The 17,015-nt window shown below is 28.6% G+C and carries 23 protein-coding genes; all 23 read right to left on the bottom strand.

Features of this window, described 5'->3' with window-relative positions:
• Positions 1-562: 562 nt before the first annotated feature.
• The 23 genes from Q1K13_RS12345 to Q1K13_RS12235 all read right to left on the bottom strand — a co-directional run bounded on the left by Q1K13_RS12345 (position 563) and on the right by Q1K13_RS12235 (position 16,676).
• Positions 563-871, bottom strand: a complete 309-nt coding sequence (locus tag Q1K13_RS12345) for a deoxynucleoside kinase (protein WP_300351412.1) — start codon at positions 869-871, stop codon at positions 563-565.
• Between the two features lie 493 nt (positions 872-1,364).
• Entirely contained in the window at positions 1,365-1,541 is a 177-nt protein-coding gene (locus tag Q1K13_RS12340; RefSeq protein ID WP_300351410.1) for a hypothetical protein, read from the bottom strand.
• Between the two features lie 485 nt (positions 1,542-2,026).
• On the bottom strand, positions 2,027-2,272 hold the full coding sequence (locus Q1K13_RS12335; protein WP_300351407.1) for a hypothetical protein: 246 nt from the start codon (positions 2,270-2,272) through the stop codon (positions 2,027-2,029).
• A gap of 455 nt (positions 2,273-2,727) precedes the next feature.
• Positions 2,728-2,883 carry a hypothetical protein gene (locus tag Q1K13_RS12330; RefSeq protein WP_300351405.1) on the bottom strand — a complete coding sequence of 52 codons (156 nt, stop codon included), beginning with the start codon at positions 2,881-2,883 and terminating at the stop codon, positions 2,728-2,730.
• A gap of 328 nt (positions 2,884-3,211) precedes the next feature.
• Positions 3,212-3,457, bottom strand: a complete 246-nt coding sequence (locus tag Q1K13_RS12325) for a hypothetical protein (RefSeq protein WP_300351403.1) — start codon at positions 3,455-3,457, stop codon at positions 3,212-3,214.
• A 416-nt stretch (positions 3,458-3,873) separates the two neighbouring features.
• Entirely contained in the window at positions 3,874-4,056 is a 183-nt protein-coding gene (locus Q1K13_RS12320; protein ID WP_300351401.1) for a hypothetical protein, read from the bottom strand.
• A gap of 872 nt (positions 4,057-4,928) precedes the next feature.
• On the bottom strand, positions 4,929-5,336 hold the full coding sequence (locus Q1K13_RS12315; RefSeq protein WP_300351399.1) for a hypothetical protein: 408 nt from the start codon (positions 5,334-5,336) through the stop codon (positions 4,929-4,931).
• Between the two features lie 1,199 nt (positions 5,337-6,535).
• Positions 6,536-7,222, bottom strand: a complete 687-nt coding sequence (locus Q1K13_RS12310) for a hypothetical protein (RefSeq protein ID WP_300351396.1) — start codon at positions 7,220-7,222, stop codon at positions 6,536-6,538.
• Between the two features lie 1,874 nt (positions 7,223-9,096).
• Entirely contained in the window at positions 9,097-9,780 is a 684-nt protein-coding gene (locus Q1K13_RS12305; RefSeq protein ID WP_300351393.1) for a hypothetical protein, read from the bottom strand.
• Positions 9,781-9,933: 153 nt separating this feature from the next.
• The gene (locus tag Q1K13_RS12300) at positions 9,934-10,092 is read right to left on the bottom strand and encodes a hypothetical protein (RefSeq protein ID WP_300351390.1); all 159 of its coding nucleotides are present in this window, start codon (positions 10,090-10,092) and stop codon (positions 9,934-9,936) included.
• A gap of 81 nt (positions 10,093-10,173) precedes the next feature.
• A complete protein-coding gene (locus Q1K13_RS12295; RefSeq protein WP_300351387.1) occupies positions 10,174-10,398 on the bottom strand; it encodes a hypothetical protein in 225 nt (74 codons plus the stop codon).
• Positions 10,399-10,912: 514 nt separating this feature from the next.
• Positions 10,913-11,290, bottom strand: coding sequence for a hypothetical protein (locus Q1K13_RS12290; protein WP_300351384.1), 378 nt, complete (start codon positions 11,288-11,290; stop codon positions 10,913-10,915).
• A 345-nt stretch (positions 11,291-11,635) separates the two neighbouring features.
• Positions 11,636-11,947 carry a hypothetical protein gene (locus tag Q1K13_RS12285; RefSeq protein ID WP_300351381.1) on the bottom strand — a complete coding sequence of 104 codons (312 nt, stop codon included), beginning with the start codon at positions 11,945-11,947 and terminating at the stop codon, positions 11,636-11,638.
• Positions 11,940-12,140 (bottom strand): hypothetical protein, encoded by a 201-nt coding sequence (locus Q1K13_RS12280; protein ID WP_300351378.1) that lies wholly within the window; start codon positions 12,138-12,140, stop codon positions 11,940-11,942. The genes Q1K13_RS12285 and Q1K13_RS12280 overlap by 8 nt, the downstream gene beginning before the upstream one ends.
• An 89-nt stretch (positions 12,141-12,229) precedes the next feature.
• Entirely contained in the window at positions 12,230-12,493 is a 264-nt protein-coding gene (locus Q1K13_RS12275; RefSeq protein WP_300351374.1) for a hypothetical protein, read from the bottom strand.
• 283 nt (positions 12,494-12,776) lie between these two features.
• The gene (locus tag Q1K13_RS12270; protein ID WP_300351372.1) at positions 12,777-13,112 is read right to left on the bottom strand and encodes a hypothetical protein; all 336 of its coding nucleotides are present in this window, start codon (positions 13,110-13,112) and stop codon (positions 12,777-12,779) included.
• 45 nt (positions 13,113-13,157) lie between these two features.
• Entirely contained in the window at positions 13,158-13,742 is a 585-nt protein-coding gene (locus Q1K13_RS12265) for a hypothetical protein (protein ID WP_300351371.1), read from the bottom strand.
• 19 nt (positions 13,743-13,761) lie between these two features.
• Positions 13,762-13,953 (bottom strand): hypothetical protein, encoded by a 192-nt coding sequence (locus Q1K13_RS12260; protein WP_300351368.1) that lies wholly within the window; start codon positions 13,951-13,953, stop codon positions 13,762-13,764.
• Between the two features lie 213 nt (positions 13,954-14,166).
• On the bottom strand, positions 14,167-14,391 hold the full coding sequence (locus Q1K13_RS12255) for a hypothetical protein (protein ID WP_300351366.1): 225 nt from the start codon (positions 14,389-14,391) through the stop codon (positions 14,167-14,169).
• Between the two features lie 204 nt (positions 14,392-14,595).
• A complete protein-coding gene (locus Q1K13_RS12250) occupies positions 14,596-14,793 on the bottom strand; it encodes a hypothetical protein (RefSeq protein WP_300351364.1) in 198 nt (65 codons plus the stop codon).
• Between the two features lie 152 nt (positions 14,794-14,945).
• Positions 14,946-15,638 (bottom strand): hypothetical protein, encoded by a 693-nt coding sequence (locus tag Q1K13_RS12245; RefSeq protein ID WP_300351361.1) that lies wholly within the window; start codon positions 15,636-15,638, stop codon positions 14,946-14,948.
• Between the two features lie 66 nt (positions 15,639-15,704).
• Complete coding sequence (locus Q1K13_RS12240) at positions 15,705-15,953, bottom strand: hypothetical protein (RefSeq protein ID WP_300351358.1); 249 nt, start codon at positions 15,951-15,953, stop codon at positions 15,705-15,707.
• Between the two features lie 528 nt (positions 15,954-16,481).
• A complete protein-coding gene (locus tag Q1K13_RS12235; protein ID WP_300351355.1) occupies positions 16,482-16,676 on the bottom strand; it encodes a hypothetical protein in 195 nt (64 codons plus the stop codon).
• Positions 16,677-17,015: the final 339 nt, after the last annotated feature.

Below are 17,015 nucleotides of genomic sequence, written 5' to 3'. Positions count from 1 at the left end.
GGCCAAACCACACCACACCTAATACCCCAAATGCTCCAATGTGGTGTTGGTTTGGTTGCTCTCTTGTTAGGGTGTGTATTATATCACACATTCAATAAATCAGGTTACAAATTTATTATAGTTATTTAATGATTTTAAGCAGTTTTAAGCAATGAAAAAACACAGGTTGGTATAAATACCTTACTCTGTGCTCTTTCTTTGCTCTATGGTGTTATTTTGTGTGTTTTAGAGCAACTTTTACTAGTTCTACATTTAGGTGTACTGGATTAGCAGCATCAATTACAATATATTTTATTCCGTAGTTCTTACAAACATTAACCAGGTACTCTTCATATTTGTTTAACAATGTTCTGAAATAGTGCATGTTTTCTTTTAGGTTGTCCATTTCATAGGGTCTTGCTCTCTTTTGTATTCTTTCTATAAACAGGTTTCAATCACCTTTTAGTATTACATATAGTTTAGGTACACCATGGTGATATAATAACTGGTTAACTCTAGCATCTCATAATTTAGAGTAGTAGTTAAATATATGTGGATCATTAATATTGATTTGTGCAAATAGTCAGTCTTCAAAAATTGTACGGTCAAATATTGCAGTCTGTTTATCATTAGAATGTTCTATATATTTGTTGTATCTGGTTAGTAAAAAATAGATTTGAAATAATGGTGCATAAATATTATTACCATCTCTTTTATACATACTTTCTAGTAATAGAGTTGTTAGTGTATCTCTACTGTCTATTTCTCTAATAGGATTAGCACCTATTGCTTCACTTAATGCATCAGTTAGGGTAGATTTTCCTAATGCTACCATTCCACCTATTGCTATAGAATTGTTTACTTTAATCTTTTGAAAATTTGGTTGTATCATTATATATTCTCCTTATTTAATAAATCATAGTTACAACTGTTACAAACATGTTGATTATCACCTGTAATTAGGTTATTGCATCTGGTGCAAATCTTTTTTACATTACCACCCTTTTTTATAATTTTGTATGTGCTAATATCTCTTTTAATTCCATTTTTACCAATAGAATAACCACCAATATATTTTTCTCTACCTTCTTTACCAGTGATATATGCATTAAATTCTCTTAGTGTACACTCTCAATTAATCCCTTTTTTATCTGTTAGATAATATAGGGTTGCTGTGTAGTTTCTATAATATGTTCTTTTATTCATTAGCTACTCCTTACCTAACACATAACCCAATAAAATTTTATCTTTTTTGATATGTACCACATTATTACTATCACCATAGCTAATAACGTAGTCATCACCCAGATTGTATAATCATTGTTCGTAATGCTCTTTTCTTGTTTCAATCTTTGAATTGTTTACTAATTTAAAATAATATTTCATTATTTGCTCTCTTTCTCTTTCTTTTTCTTATCTTCAGCACATACGTCTTCAGGGTATGATTCGTAGAATTCTGGATACTCTATTTTCTTGATAGCATCCAGTAAATTACTTAATACAGGGTCTAACTCAGCAATAAAATCATGTAATGCTGCTGCTAGTTTTTTTATATCTTCCATTATTTATTCTCCTTCTCTTTCTTTAAGTTTGTTATTTCATTCATTAAGTGCTTTATAGTATCTTTTTCTTCTTCTAACTTTAAATTTTTTAACTTAATTTTATTTTTCAAAATTCTAATCTCAATAGTTAGTTCTTCATTTATCCGGTTTCACCTTTTAAGTAATCTATGGTAACGCTCGTACCATTCTTTACAACTTCCGCATTTATTAGTTATTTCCATTACTTGCTCCTAATAATTCTTTACTTCTTTTAACTCTTTCTTCTCAATTGTCTATATTAAAATATTTTTCTCCACATGATCTACACATCACCTGATAATATATATTTCTTTTACTGTAATACCTTAGTGCTATTTTGTAAGCATTGGTATTATTACAATAGATACAACACATTATTCACTTACCTTTAGTTTTAGTAAGTATCTTAAATGTGTTTTTCTGTACTCTTCGTACATGTCTTTAAAATCTACTTTATCATGTACTATTCACATAGCAGTATATTCAGGTGGTACCTTGTCATAGTTAAAATCTGGAATACCCTTTAAATGTAAGTAGCACTGGTTTAAGTACAAATTACATTTCTTTATCATATCAATCAGTAATTCTTCTTCTAAGACATTATCACCTTCCTGTGCTAAAAAAGATACTGTGTTATCTATATACATTTGTAAGTATGATATTAGTGAATGCTGTTTTAATAACATATTCTTTATTAAATATTTCTTTATCATTTGTAGTTATCCTTTTGCTCTTGGTTTCATTCTTTAACTTCTTCTTTAGTTTCTTTTTCTACTTGGTCTAAATATTGTGCTGCTTTCTGTTCTCTTTGTTTGTAGTCATCATGGTTACACTTTTTATTATCTTCTTTAAAATATCATCATCACCACATTTTACACTTCCACTTCCAGACTTCAGTAATATAAAATATTTAACTTATTTACAAATATTTCACATGCTTCATAATCTCTTAAATAATTTTCTCAATGCTCTGTATTAAATCTTGTAATGCTATCAATTCTGTAACACTTTACAAAGTCAGCATTTGGATGATCTAGAAATTTAGGTAAATCTCCATGGTCTTGTAAAAAGACAGTATCACCATTAGTTAACTTTGCAAATCATCAGTTCCTATAAGTTCTTCCCATTATTTATTCTCCTTTAATAATTTCTTTTCTTTTTCAGATTCTCACCTATAATTAATTTCTTTATAAACATATTTATATATTATGTACTCTGTCTTGATTTCAGCATATGCATCAAATCCAATACGTACAATTAATGTTTCTTTGTTATTATAAAAATATTCTTCTTCTTTTACTTCAAACTCTTTACCATTAACCATTACAATAACTCAATGATAAATGTATTTAGGTACTCCATTTAAATATTCATTTCTTTTTCCCTGTCCCATACTTCCATAGGTTATTTCCATTTTCTACTCCTTATACTTTCATAAATCACACATTCAGATAACTCATTTTTCATATCTTTTACGTGCTTTTGTTTTACTTTCATACTGGTAACAATCATTACATAATTCTTGTACATTGTGTTCAAAAAATCAATCAATTATTACTAGTGTTTTTAAACTGTCATAATGTTTTTTACATTTATCACATTTTCTATTTCTTAGTGCTGCTCTGCTGGGTGTTATTGAATGGATTGTTTCTTTACTCATTATTAAACTCCATACTCTCAGAAACATTTAAAACACACTCATTGCTCTTTTCTAATTCATTAATTACATTTTGTAATTCTGCTACTGTTTGTAGTAAAGTATCTATTCTGTCTTTTTGCTTGCTATTAATATTTACTAATTTCCATATTCTATTTTTTAGTTGATCACATGTTTTGCATTTAGGATTTTTGCTTTTTAAATAGTTGTATCTGCTATACATTTGTAGTAATTTACCCATAATGTAATTTAAGCGCTTATATGTTCTTCTGTTCTCTAAATCACGTGCTCTACACCCTTTACATGGTGGTAGTTTCTCATGTGGTAGTAGTCAACTTCTATTAATAAATTTATCACTCATTATTAAACTCCACACTCCCAGAAACATTTAAAACATACTCATTCAGGTTTATTACATATGTCACAGCATTTACTCCTTGGTTGTTTTCAATATACTACTTGGTTTGCTTTTTCGCACCAGTAACATTTAGCAACAATACAAACTTGTTTTTTAATGTATCTATCACTTACTGGTAGTTTTGTTTTTCAATGTCCCCTTTCATAAGGTAAACATGGTTTTAATATGTATTCATAACCAGTGCTTCACCCACCAGGTACTAACTTTTTATAACATGTCTTGCAGTATCATTTTTTAATTCAGTTATCTAATCCCCTGTAATGTGCTCCTTCATCACCTATAAACTCATGTAAAAACAAAGTTGTTTTACTTTTATTACAGTTATCACAATATAAGTTTTCCATTTTACACCCCATAATTTCAGTAACATTTTTTACAATAATAGTAGACAACATCACATGCTTCACAACAGTTGCTGTCATACCCCTTAAAGAAAACTTTTTTATGTTTTAAGCACCCATTACAGGTACCTTGTTTACTATTTAGTATTTTCATTGTAATCATCTCCATATAGTTTTACTTTTAATATTCTTATTTCACTTGCTTGCTTATCATTTTGTTTTCTTAAATCTGCTATACTTTTATTTAGGTCTTCTATTAATTCACCCCTTCATATGTTGTTAATTTGTAGTTCTGCATATTCTGCTTGCAATTTTAATATTTGTGTTTGTAAGTCTATTATTTTATTATCTTTCATTGTGTTTTCTCACTTTCAACTAATATACATAAATGATAATGGTTTTAATTTTATTTGTCAATATGTACGATTTATTTTTTGTAATTTTTTACACAAAATTATAAGAATATAAATTCAGTACACTTGTAACTATTTAAAATTCTTAAATTTGTATCTTTTTGTTAATTTTCTTTTTCACCCTTCTATTGGTTCACCTCAGTGTTCGGTACAGTTTTTACTACACCTGATTACTTTTTTATGTAGTCATTTCTCTAATCTTTCACCATCATAGTATTTTTTAGTCATATCTGTTAAATTTCCTTCTGCACACTTTGCATATATAGTAATCACCCAGATTAGATTTTAAAATATGTTTAGTTGATCTAACCATACAAAAACTACAATGTCTTTTTCTTATCATCCATATTTTTTTATTAATTCTAAACATAGAAATATAAAACTCCTTCCAGAGTATCCAGACAGAAATGAATGCATATTTGCTGCTGCTTCTTTTGCTCTCTCTGCTCAATCAGGGTATATATCACTTACAAAGTCTGCAAAGTAAGCAACTGCTCCGTATTCATCTAATACTGCTTTTATGTCGTTTCAAATCTGTGGTCAATCATTACCACCACTACCATAACCACCTATTCCTTTTTTACCTGCTCTTAGTTTTTTAGGTCTAGGTGCTTTAGTTCTAATTGCTATTAAGTAGTTTGTATCTTCTCTTCTAATGGTTGCTTTCTTTCTTTTGTTTGAAATCTTCCCTGATTTTTTCACACCCATGTACTTTTTAAAGTCTGCTACTAATTCCATTTTAAGTTTTTTACTTAAGTATGGTTTTAATCTACTTTCAAATTGCTTAATTTTGTTTTTCCTGTAGTTACTAGACATTTTATAAATATACCCCTTAGACATATATTTAATAACTTTTTTAACCCCTTTATAGGTGTTTATATTAACAAACTTTAAATCACTGTTATTATCAAAGGTTTTATTTATCCCCTTTGTCTTTTTCTTTCCCATTTCTAACTCCTTTATAATGATGTCTTTTTATTAATTTTATCTATATCTGCTAGTATTATACCACTTGGATATTTCACCCTTGTAGTACTACCCCCTTGTATCTTGATTTCATCCTGCATGTATTCAGTACCATCATCATAAAAGAAACTTGCTAATAATTCTTTTAACTCTGTATCTTCACTAAATCCTGCACTCTTACTTTCTATATGCTCTTTACCTTCTTTATCCTTATAAACAACTGCGTAGTCTTTTGCTTTTCTAACAGTAAATCCTTTTACATATTCTTTTTCAATTTCTCACTGTCCTAACTGGTCACCACACATACTTATAATTTCTTTTCTTTTCTCTGGTGGAAAGTTTGCAAATATAATACTGTCTGTATCACTGTAACAGAAATATTGTGCTCCTATCTTTCTAATGGTACTTCAAATATAAACTCTTTGTAAACTAGTAATAAGAGCAGCACATGCTATATTAAAGTATTTTTTGTCTTCATTTTCTGGTTCAGTAATTCTAATTGCTTTAGTGTCTAAATATGATTTACTGAAACTATCCCCTTTGAATTTAATTTTTGTTTCCCCTGATTTTTTCTTATAGTCTGTAACTTCTACTCAGTCATCAGGATTGTGATTTTTTAAGAATTCATAAGCAGGGTTTGTAGTTTGTATAAGTAGATCAAACAACAGACGTATACCTAAAGACCCATAAGCAGAGTTTGCTAAAATCTTAATTGCTTGTTTAAATGCACCCTTACCTTCTTTACCAAACTTTGTTTTCATGTCTATAACTTCTTCAGCATAACCTTTTAAAAAGGGTGCAGAGAGTTGATAAAAATATTGTATATCAGTATATGTAAAATCACTTCAGTGTTGTAGTTCTTCTCACTCTTGACGTGATAAGTAAGCAGTATAATTTTTCTGTTCATTTGGATTGTATCTATATTTATTTTTCTTTTCATCGTATGCTTTTACAAAGTTAGTAATATTACAACAGTATTTAGCAATTGGTTTAGGTTTAGACCTTGCTACTTTGACAATTAACCATTCTTGGTAATTTACCCCATGTATTCAATTAACCCCTTTGTTTGCTGCTTTAAATGCTTCTCATTCTGCAAAATTCATAATCTCACCATATGGTAAAGAAAATGTCATTTGGTAAGGGTAAGCACTTACAACATCTATTTTAATACCATCTTTAACTCATTTATTATTAGGATTGGTTAGATATTCAGGGTTGTACTGTACAAATCCACCTTTGTAAAAACTTCCTTTATCACTCTTTATAAATTTATGTGTTTTATAACCAATCTTTAAAAGGTCTTTATGACCAAAGAGATTTTCATAATTTTTATGCTCATAAAAGGGTACATATATTTTACTCATTAATACCCTAGATAATCCACCAATGGTAACTGATTTATCTAATGCATGGTATTTTTCCCTTTTGTATCTACTGCTACTTTTTCTTTCCAGATATTGTTTTATTGTGGGTAGTTCATTAATAGCATCCACAAAGTTTTTTAAACTGTCTAATACTATTTTTACGTCCCTTTTACAATATTCTACAAAATCAGGATTTTTAGCATACATACTGTCTAAATCTTCTTCAGGTTCAACAATATAAAATTCTTTAGTATTTTGACCCTCTAAATGTTTATCAATTCCTAATGATTTACCTAATGCTTTTACACTACTAGATAACATTACATAACTACACCTGATATTAATGTTAGTAGCAATTATCTTACCATTTACTCTTCTCTTATGGTACATTTGAATTTCATAAATCTTATTACCATTTACAAAGACAGCAAAGTGTTTACTTTTTAATTTACCTTCACTGGTTAATCCACTGGTTAAATTTAACTGGTTATCTATTAAATCCATTTTTACAACTTGTCACCCGTTCCTTTCTAGAATTGGTATTATGTATGTACCATCAAATGCTAAGTTGTGAAATCATACAGTTGTGTTTTTTGTTAAAGACATTAACCAGTCATAAAATCCAGTACCTGTAACACCTTCTGCAGCATCATTAGGATTGTTTCTATTTTCTGCATATCAATAAATTATTCTGGTGTCTTTTTTGTCTTCTGGTAAGTTTTGAAAATATAGGGTGTCTTTGTGCAATGTTTCAAAGTCAGCAACATATTGTGTATTATGTGTTTTTCTGTTGTTGCTCATTGTCTAACCCTAAATCCTTTATTAAATCTTTTAATATCTCTTTTATATGTTTCATGTCATACTCCAGTAAAAAATCCCCATAAGGGATTATCTTTTATATTCTATTTGTAAATCAAAATCTTTTACTACTGTTTTTATTTGTTTAAATCAATCATTTAATTCATTTACTTCTTTCTCACATCATTTATATTTATAACAATCATTTACTAATTTACTAAAGTTAAATGCATAGTTTTCAATGTATGATCTTATATTATCTGTGCTCTTAAAAAAGTATTTAGCAAAAGGTGTTTTTAATTCAATGTAACACTTACCATCATTATAAAATCATTTATATGACATTTCAGGTTTCATTCTTCTTTTTGTTTCAACTTCTAAAATGTAATGTTTGTTATCTATTATTTGATTTTTAGTTTTCATGTGTGTTTCTCACTTTCAATTAATATACATTAATGATAAACTACCTGTTTTTAAATGTCAATAGTTTTGTGTAAAAAAGAGTGTTTTTTAACACTCCCCTATTATTTCATCTCTAAACATTACACTCATTTTTCTAAAAAGTTTTACTGTTTCACTGATTTCATCAACTGATAGTTTTGCAATATCTCATTCTTTAATGTTTCACCAGATCACATTATATATTACTAGGGTATTATCATTATCACCATTTAATATATTGTTATTTTCTAAGTAGTTGATTGAATTAATAACATCCTGTTGTTTAGTTGTATAATGTGGTTTATTTAATCAACGGGGTGTTTCAAATCTTAACTCTGTTGCTTTTAAAATCTTTAAGATTAATTTAATTTGTTTTTTATTTAGTTTCATGTGTGTTTCTCACTTTCAATAAATCTAACTAAATGATAAACTAATAGTTTAAAAATGTCAACAAAAAGTTAGCAACTAGTGCTAACAGTATAGATTTTAATAAAAAGTATGTTCCTTGCTAACTAATAAATCCTTTCATTTTATATATAAAGTCTATCATAAAATAAAAAAGTTAGCAACTAGTGCTAACCCTGTGAAAATAAAATTTTAATTTAATAAACTTACTATATTTTTGTATGGTACCTGAATTGGTTGTTTTAAATCTAGATCAAACACATTTAAAACTGCATCAGGTTTATTAGAGTAGATAAAGTAGTTACCTTCAACTCTTAAGTAGTCTAAGTATGCTTTGATATAACCTATTCTTTTATATCCATCATTAGTTATGTATGCTACTTTAATATTAAATCAGTTGCTACCTGCATTATTAAACTCAGCAGGTGTTTTACCTATAAAAGTAATTTCTGCAACTGTAAACTTAAATGTTTTGTACTCTACTTGTGGTGCTTGTACCACTGGTTGCACAGACTTTTGATTAGTATTTTGGATTGATTGTTTGTTAGGGTTTCTAAATGTTTTGTTCATTGTTTTGTTCCTTTGAATAAAAATATTTGTCGTAATAATTAGGGTACACATATGAATGAAAAAGTGAAAACACAAATTGAAAACTTAAAATAGGAATATGTATTTTATGTGCACCCTGTATATAGTATAGCATAAAAAAGAGAGAGTTTTATTTTTTACTCTCCCTATAAATATTTTATAGTTACTGATGTTGGTGTTTGTAGATCAAAATAATTTCGCTCTGATAAAACAACACAGGTACCATTAGATGTATTAATAAAATATTTAATTGGTACAAAATTTAAATTAGTAACAGTATTAAAAATTATACCTAATATCTGATTTATTCCCCTAGTATCAACAGTAAAGGTAATTAAATATTGATTACTTGTTATTGTGGTAGTTCTAAAACTAGAAATAGACCTAGAAATAGACCTGATACCTAGACCTGGTTTATTATCTACATAACTTTTATTTACAGCATCATTAGCACCTGTAGGGGTTGGAATATCTCCCCTTCTGTAATATCTATTATCACATTCACTTTTAGTATAAACTTGTGATTTATTATAAACATTTACATTATCTGCTTTGTTTCTTAATCCATCATCAACGTATTTTTTATTAGCAATCATTAAATCAACAGTGGGTGTTCTTGCTACTCTACAGACCCCATTGAATCTTTTTTCACCTTCTATATTTTGATTAGTAGTTAAATCAACAAATTTTTCATTAGTTTGTTGTTTAGTATAATAATTACTTAAATCAACACTTGGTATATTTGCTATAGCATCATCAACATATTTTTTATTTGCTGCTTCTCCTTCTCTTTCAGGGTACTTAACTGCTCTTATTGGGTTATCATTCATTGTTAAAGTGGAATTTATAGAAACATCATTTTCAAATGTTTTATTACCTCTTATAGTTTGATTTCCTGTTAACTTGACTGCTTCCCTTTCAAAATCAGACCTTGTAAAAACATTTTTTAATTTAAGTTTTAGATTACTTCAAAATACCATATTTTAACCTGCACTTGAAATTCTTACTTGTGTTAAGTTTCTTTTTGCTATAAAGTCTGATTTTTGTGTAGCATCTTTAAATGGTGGTAATGCTAATATTATAAATCTGCTGCTATCATCTATAACATTATAATTATTAATTATTAATTTAGATGCTCCCATTCAAAAATGGAAAGTCATATTTTTAAATCTTTGTCTTCCATTTTCCCATATAAAACTTTTAACCTGTTCATTATTACATTCTCACTTTATAAAATTACCGTTATTATCTTGTGCACCTACATCATTAACTCTTGTAAATGTAATTTCATTTTGGGGTACAGTAATTAACTTATTTGCTATACTATCAACATAGTTTTTATTAGCAGCATCTGTACCATTAGCAGGATTTGCTACCTCTCTAACTCTTCTATTACTAAATGAAAATGATTTACTGCTTGGTACAAAAAATGTTAAATCACCACCCATATTTTTAATATGTGAATTGTGGTTTGCAGTGTCTGGTTCTAATACCAGTTTTTGCTCTGTTTTTCACCCTAAAACAATTTTATGGTTGTCGTCATTGTTAACATCCATTTTTATATATTTTTTATCACCTTCATTTATAAATCTTTTTAATTCATTACTTCAATGTACCATTTTAGTTTTTCTCCTTTTTATTTTTTAATTCTTTTGTTTGTTTTTCTATTTCTTTAATCTTTTCTTCTAGATACATTATAACTTCTTGAATGTATTTTTTTCTTTGTTTGCAAAATACAACTAAAAACTTGTAAAATGCAATCTTTATTTTTAGTCAGGATTTACGCACTCAATGCTTGACCCTTCCTATAATTATTTTAAAAATTAATTTCATTGTATTTTATCCTTTCATTAAAAAAGAGCACCCATTAGGTACTCATTATTACCTATATTAAGGTAAAGTATTTAAATTTGCATTAGTATAAACAAATGCTTGTGATCATGGTAATCAGTCAATTGCACCTCATTTATGTTTAACAATTAATGTACTTAAGTTTTCAGCAAAAAATTGTGTTTCTACAGTATCAACTTGACTGAAATGTTTAATAGCATCTTTAGCAATAACAATTACTGTATTATCATTTACATATTCTTCATTTTCAGTAGTTACTTTTTGACTTGTTGTACCTAATGTTAGTTTCTTACCTAGGTTAATAAAGTTTTCAGCATCTACTAACCCTTTGATATCTAGAAACTGTACATTAAATAATTGTGATTTAATCCCTGATTGCAATGTTTGGATTGTTTTACTAGATGCAAATACTAACAGGTCTTTAGGTTCAGTTGCTAGTAAGTTTGTATTGCTTTGGTTATAGTTGTAATCTTTACTTAATCTAGTCATTTTTCTAATCTCTGGTAATATTTCTGTACTTCATGCATCAAATGCATTAGTAGCAGTCCCATTTATTACTTTCCCTGGTCTTTTATTACTGTCAGTAATTAATCTAGCAATTTTATCATACATATACCAGTAATATGCTCTATCAATACTTGCTGCTAGTTGTTGTATAAATGCACTTAAATTACCTGCTCTAAAGTATGGTATTCATCTTTTTTCTTGGTATACTATAGGTTTTTTAAATTGGTAACCCTGTGTAGTTAGTTGTCCATTACTTTGATACATTGTTATTTTAAATTCATCTACATCTTCACTAGTGAATGCATCAGGTATAAATATGTCAGCATTTCATGTATCAACACCCATAGTATTGTTAAAGTCGTACACTTTCCCGTTACCCTCATTAACTACTCCATTATCAAACATGTCAACAAACTTAGTAATGTAGTCATGTGTTTTGTTTGTGTATAATTCTTGTCTAAGTAATAACTGTGTTAATTGTGCTACTACTTTACGACCTTCTTTTACTGCTAAATTCTTTGCTACACCATCCCTAGAATTTAACCCTGCTTTAATAGGTTCTATTATTTCAGGTAAAGTTTTCCCTTGACTTGCAGCATACTGTTCAGCAATTTTAGTTGCTTCTAATTTATCATTCATATGTTACTTGCTCCTTTTTCTCTTCCTTTACTTCTTCTTTTTTATCTTCTACTTTATCATTATTCTTTATTAGGTTAGTTAACTGCTCTATGATTGTTTTATTGATTAGATCATTAACTTCATTTTTTGTGTAATAGTCTTTTTCTACCTTTACAGGTTCAACTACTGTTTCCTTTTTAATTTCATTACTCATTTTATACTCCTTCTTTAAATCTACCTAATGCTTTAATTATATCATAATTGTGATATTGAATTTAAAACATCATCTTTAAAACTAGTTGCTCATTTTTTGAATTCTTGTTCTAAATACACCATATATTGCAGTGTCTGGTTTCCCTTTGTTTTTGTGGTAGTATTTGTTCTTTCAAAGTCACCTTCTTGGTTACTAGTGCTAAATCCTTTATAACCATATTGTGCACTACCTTCTTGTATCACTGCACCACTTGTACCATCTTCATTTAAAAAGATTGAATTAAACTTTTGTTTATCAACTCTTAACCTTGTTATTAACTCTGGTAGATTTTCATACAATTTAGCATTAAACATATCTGTAGCAACTTCTATATTGTATAAAAGTTCATTATTAAAATATGGTCTAAATGCATTGTAAATTCTATTAGTTAATCAGGTACTTAATGTTTCATCTGCTCTAAAAAGGTATTCTAGGTTTTCTTTAATTATCCTTGTTATGTTCTCTTTCACTATCACTTGTTGTACTGTGCTCATTTTCTTGTTCTTCCTTTCTCTCTTCTGGTTTAGATAAGTTTTTAACTTTTGCTTCAGGGATTAGTTTATTTAGGTCTGTAATGAAGATATCAAAATAAGTTAATCAATCACTTTGTATTATGTCGTAATTCTCTTGTGATGCATCTACTTCATTACTTACATTTCTTTCCTTCTTAACATCATTATTTATTCTTCTACCTATTAGGTGGTAAAAAGAGTAAATAGTTTTTTCATAGTATTCAATTAAATCACTACCCTTAAAATCAACATCCATACCTTCAGCAACTATTCTATTTGAAATATCCCTTGTCATATTACTAGTAACTATAAAGGGGTTTGCTTCATCAAAGAATAATTCTAACTCTTTAAGGATTGCATCTTTGTTTTCTGCTCTATATCCTAACTTTTTAAGGTATACATAGGTTTGTGTAATAATCATTTGTAATAATCCATATTGCAGTTTAATGAATGGTCAAATAGTTATTCATGCAGAAAATCCCATTACACCCCATTGAAACACTGCTAGATTTTTACACTCTTCTTTATTTAGTTGTTGTAATGTTAAGTCTTTATCCTGTATCTGTGTTTGTGTTTTATTCATGTTTGTAATCATTAGATCTAAAGAATAAATCTTAGCACCATTTAAAGTACCTGTAATGTCATAATCCATGCTAGTGATATAAACAGGTCTAACATTCCCTAAACTGTCTTTATAGATACCTGCAGTACCATACATGAATGCACCCCTGATTACTAGCATTAATAACCTTTTAATAAAACTGTTTTCTGTTTCAAATTTACACGTACCACAAAAGTATGATGCTTGGTAATTTAGTAAAACATATTCACTGAATAATTTACTTTTAATTTTTCTGTTGCTAATGTCTTGTAATGCACTTTCAACAGCACCCTGTAACTCTACTGCTTTAACTCCTGCATCTGTAGTTCTTAAATCTCTTTCTGTTTGTGCTTCTAATTCTTTATGTATTTCATAAGAGTTACCATTACTAATTAAACTTGGTTTACTTGTACTGATAAACTCTTTAAGTCTTTGTAGTTTCTTTCCCATTGATTCCTCCTGTTCTTAACTAGTTTATTAAACTTGTATATTTTATAATGAATCTTTCCAAATTGTTTTTTGTAGCAAAACTTGAAAAGAATAATTCTTTATTTTTAAATGCATGTGCTAAATTCTCTGCTAATTCTTGGTAGTCTTTTTTAGTGTGTAATGCTCTACCTTCAGAATAGTACATATCACCTATAACATCTAAACTTAGCACTCTGTAATTTTTAGCATCATAATCAACTACCTTATGAAAGTATAACCCCCTCTCAAAGGTTCCATATTCATAAATATCCTCACCTCATGACATATAAAAACGTATGTGTCTACTTGGTAAAATTCTAGTTCTGTAAATTATTACATTATCATGTTGTTCACTTAAATATCCACCTTCATTTAAAAATCTATTAGTTGTTTCATTAAATGCTGCTCATGCATTAGCACTTTTACCCTTTTGGTTTAAATGGTCAAATGTAGCATCTGCTATGTCTATAAAATAAATCATGTCTTCACCAGTAAAAGGATGTTGCTTAACTAGTAAGTAGTCTTCTTTCTGGTTTAGGTGGTTTGGTATCTCTATTTCTAGATTTACTAATATGTCATTATTTGCATTTATTTTATTCCCTACTAGGATTGATATAAAGTTTGGGGTCATTCTTTCAATTGTTTTAAAAAGATTAACCCAGTGTGTATAAATATCATTATAAACAGTAGTTTCATTATACTCATCTCAAAATATCATTCTGTAGTTTGCAAATTCACCAGACCTGAAATTTTCTTCATTCATAACACCTATTACAGCACCTATTTCAATACGGTTTTCTTTTATCTCTTTACCCTTTTCATCCAATTCAATTTTTCAAATGTGTGTATCAGTCATGTAATACTTCCCTTTGTACTTAGAATTAAAAAAGGATTTAACAGGTTTAAGTTTGGTTAGGTTAGTTCTTAAGTATGCTATTCTTTCTGTATAGTTTGACTTAATCCAAATTTCATTTTCTATAAATTCCCATGTACCATAACTTTTACCCATGTTACGGGTTGCTTGAATGATCATATTAAAGGGTCTTTCTCTTCAGTCTTCACCCACTGCTGCTTCAATGTAACCTGTTAAGTTAAAAAATCCATTTTCTGTATAGGGGTAATTATCTTTAAAGTACTTTAATTGTTCTTTAGTATATTTTGGTTTTATCATCTTGGTTGCTCATTTCACAGTCTTAACCCAGCAGTTAAGTAGTTATAAACTGTACTGTAGTACTCTCTTTGTAGTGGTACCCCATTTGCTGCTCTAATTGTAGTAGCAAATATATTACTTAAGTATTCACTGTCTAACATGATATAGTCAAAACTACTACCAGAATACATATAATCACCTATAGCACCTATTCTAGGGTTATATTGACCATAAAGATATAATACATTGTTTAATGCTTTGATTGTATCAGTTGTGAATTCATCACATTGGTAAAAATCACCCCTGCTTGCATTATCCATATAGTAATTTCTGTTTTCAGGTATCTTTTTAGAGTTCATAATAACACCAACTGCTCCAGCATCAGAAACATTACCACTTCTTATTTCAGTATTTAGGGACATTCTTTTATCTTTTAAGTCTGCTTCTACCATGTTTTTTTTATTAACATAACCTAAAACAGACTGTATAATACCAAATCCACTATCAATTACACCCTTTGCTCCTGCATTCATTTGCTCAGGATTAAAAGACATAGCACCAGATACAAAACTATTACCACTAAATACACCATTAACATAATTTTTAGCAATACCTAACCCCATTTGTTGCGCTGCTATATTTAACCCTGTATCTCTAGTATTTCTAGTGTTTTGTACATACTCTTGGTATTTATCAAAATAAAGGGGTAAGTATCCAATGTATGACATTATTTCATCACCTACTCCATAATATCTACTCTGATTGATAAAAAATATATCACTAGTGTAATTAAATCAGCATCCTCCACCTAATCCAGCATATAGTTTAGTTCCTAATGGTCTATCACTACTGTTAGCATCAATGTATTTAAAGTATTTAGTGTCTTTATCATTGATTTTAAAGTTAATTACATTACTAGCATAAATACTTAGTTTATCACTCTTGTTTAGTCTATCTGGTGCGCTTGTGTCTATATAATCAATTCCACTAGTCATAAAATAATGGTTTGCAGTATTTACTAGTGGTACCCCTTCCTGTTTCATTTGTACATAAATTGAATATTGTTTAGTTTTGTCTTTATTTTCAATATAAAACACATTTAAATATTTAGGTTGAATAAATCAAAAAGGTGGACCTAGAAATAGACCTGTACATTTAGAAGGGTATGTTTTCATTACAGTATTCACTAAATGCTTATAATCATTATGTAAATTTACAACTTCTTGTTTTTGGTCTTTCTTTGCTGCTATGTATCATGCTGGTTGATTATCTTCAGGAAATACTGATAGATCTAATTTACTAGATGCATTATAACTAAGAATTGGTACTAGGTTAATTTTATATTCTTGTGATACTTCAGGATTTGTTGCAGGGGTTAGGTCACTAAATGCTAAATAAACTACTGGTCTAACAAAAGGTGGTAATTTAACAAATTGTGGTACTTCTGAAAAAAATTTACCACCTCTTCTACCTCATGTTCATTCATTTAATTGTATCTCTTCAACTCATCATTTATCACCAGTAATTGGTGTTGTTTTTTCATAGACACGTGCTTTTAAATTGTCACCATATCATTGTTTTTTACTTTTAACAATTTTAGGTATTGCATTTAGCATTTCATCTTCATAAGTTAGTGCTGTTAATGTAAAGTCTTTATGTCTATTGATTTTAACTGTAGTTCTATTTCTTTTTAAATGGTCTAGATAAGGTAATGTAAATGTAGTAAAAACATCTAATACATACTCCACTAAGTAAAGGTTATTCATTACCTTAACAATTCTATTGTAGTAGTAGTAATAGTTGTATTTACCATCATTAATTCAAATGTATGTTATGTTTGTGTTATCTTGCAGTACTTCAATAATACTGTATCCTTTCTGGTTAACTTTTAAATCTCTGGTAAACATTGTACCTTTGAAACTTTCAAAGTAATTAACACTAGGTTTATTATCTCCTGCATCATCTCATCATATATGCGTTGTTGATACCTTAACAGTCATATTTTACCCCTTTTACTATGATTATACCACAAACAAAAGAGAGAGCACCAAAACAACACCACATTGTGAGGTTTAGGGGTATTAGGTGTGGTGTGGTTTGGCCTT

It is taken from the genome of Clostridium sp., from assembly GCF_029267215.1.
In the GTDB taxonomy this organism is placed as follows: domain Bacteria; phylum Bacillota; class Clostridia; order Clostridiales; family Clostridiaceae; genus Sarcina.
The sequence above is the reverse complement of the archived record's forward strand: the minus strand, read 5'-3'. Positions and strand labels throughout refer to the sequence as shown.

Coding starts and splice junctions, on each gene's coding strand:
- Q1K13_RS12235 (WP_300351355.1), bottom strand. CDS start 16,676: ATGAATAACCTTTACTTAGTGGAGTATGTATTAGATGTTTTTACTACA.
- Q1K13_RS12240 (WP_300351358.1), bottom strand. CDS start 15,953: ATGAAACAGGAAGGGGTACCACTAGTAAATACTGCAAACCATTATTTT.
- Q1K13_RS12255 (WP_300351366.1), bottom strand. CDS start 14,391: ATGACCCCAAACTTTATATCAATCCTAGTAGGGAATAAAATAAATGCA.
- Q1K13_RS12280 (WP_300351378.1), bottom strand. CDS start 12,140: ATGAGTAATGAAATTAAAAAGGAAACAGTAGTTGAACCTGTAAAGGTA.
- Q1K13_RS12310 (WP_300351396.1), bottom strand. CDS start 7,222: ATGGATTTAATAGATAACCAGTTAAATTTAACCAGTGGATTAACCAGT.
- Q1K13_RS12245 (WP_300351361.1), bottom strand. CDS start 15,638: ATGTCATACATTGGATACTTACCCCTTTATTTTGATAAATACCAAGAG.
- Q1K13_RS12305 (WP_300351393.1), bottom strand. CDS start 9,780: ATGAATGATAACCCAATAAGAGCAGTTAAGTACCCTGAAAGAGAAGGA.
- Q1K13_RS12250 (WP_300351364.1), bottom strand. CDS start 14,793: ATGATCATTCAAGCAACCCGTAACATGGGTAAAAGTTATGGTACATGG.
- Q1K13_RS12285 (WP_300351381.1), bottom strand. CDS start 11,947: ATGAATGATAAATTAGAAGCAACTAAAATTGCTGAACAGTATGCTGCA.
- Q1K13_RS12265 (WP_300351371.1), bottom strand. CDS start 13,742: ATGGGAAAGAAACTACAAAGACTTAAAGAGTTTATCAGTACAAGTAAA.
- Q1K13_RS12290 (WP_300351384.1), bottom strand. CDS start 11,290: ATGACTAGATTAAGTAAAGATTACAACTATAACCAAAGCAATACAAAC.
- Q1K13_RS12320 (WP_300351401.1), bottom strand. CDS start 4,056: ATGACAGCAACTGTTGTGAAGCATGTGATGTTGTCTACTATTATTGTA.
- Q1K13_RS12300 (WP_300351390.1), bottom strand. CDS start 10,092: ATGGGAGCATCTAAATTAATAATTAATAATTATAATGTTATAGATGAT.
- Q1K13_RS12345 (WP_300351412.1), bottom strand. CDS start 871: ATGATACAACCAAATTTTCAAAAGATTAAAGTAAACAATTCTATAGCA.
- Q1K13_RS12330 (WP_300351405.1), bottom strand. CDS start 2,883: ATGGTTAATGGTAAAGAGTTTGAAGTAAAAGAAGAAGAATATTTTTAT.
- Q1K13_RS12325 (WP_300351403.1), bottom strand. CDS start 3,457: ATGGGTAAATTACTACAAATGTATAGCAGATACAACTATTTAAAAAGC.
- Q1K13_RS12340 (WP_300351410.1), bottom strand. CDS start 1,541: ATGGAAGATATAAAAAAACTAGCAGCAGCATTACATGATTTTATTGCT.
- Q1K13_RS12270 (WP_300351372.1), bottom strand. CDS start 13,112: ATGATTATTACACAAACCTATGTATACCTTAAAAAGTTAGGATATAGA.
- Q1K13_RS12275 (WP_300351374.1), bottom strand. CDS start 12,493: ATGTTTAATGCTAAATTGTATGAAAATCTACCAGAGTTAATAACAAGG.
- Q1K13_RS12295 (WP_300351387.1), bottom strand. CDS start 10,398: ATGGGTGGTGATTTAACATTTTTTGTACCAAGCAGTAAATCATTTTCA.
- Q1K13_RS12315 (WP_300351399.1), bottom strand. CDS start 5,336: ATGGGAAAGAAAAAGACAAAGGGGATAAATAAAACCTTTGATAATAAC.
- Q1K13_RS12335 (WP_300351407.1), bottom strand. CDS start 2,272: ATGATAAAGAAATATTTAATAAAGAATATGTTATTAAAACAGCATTCA.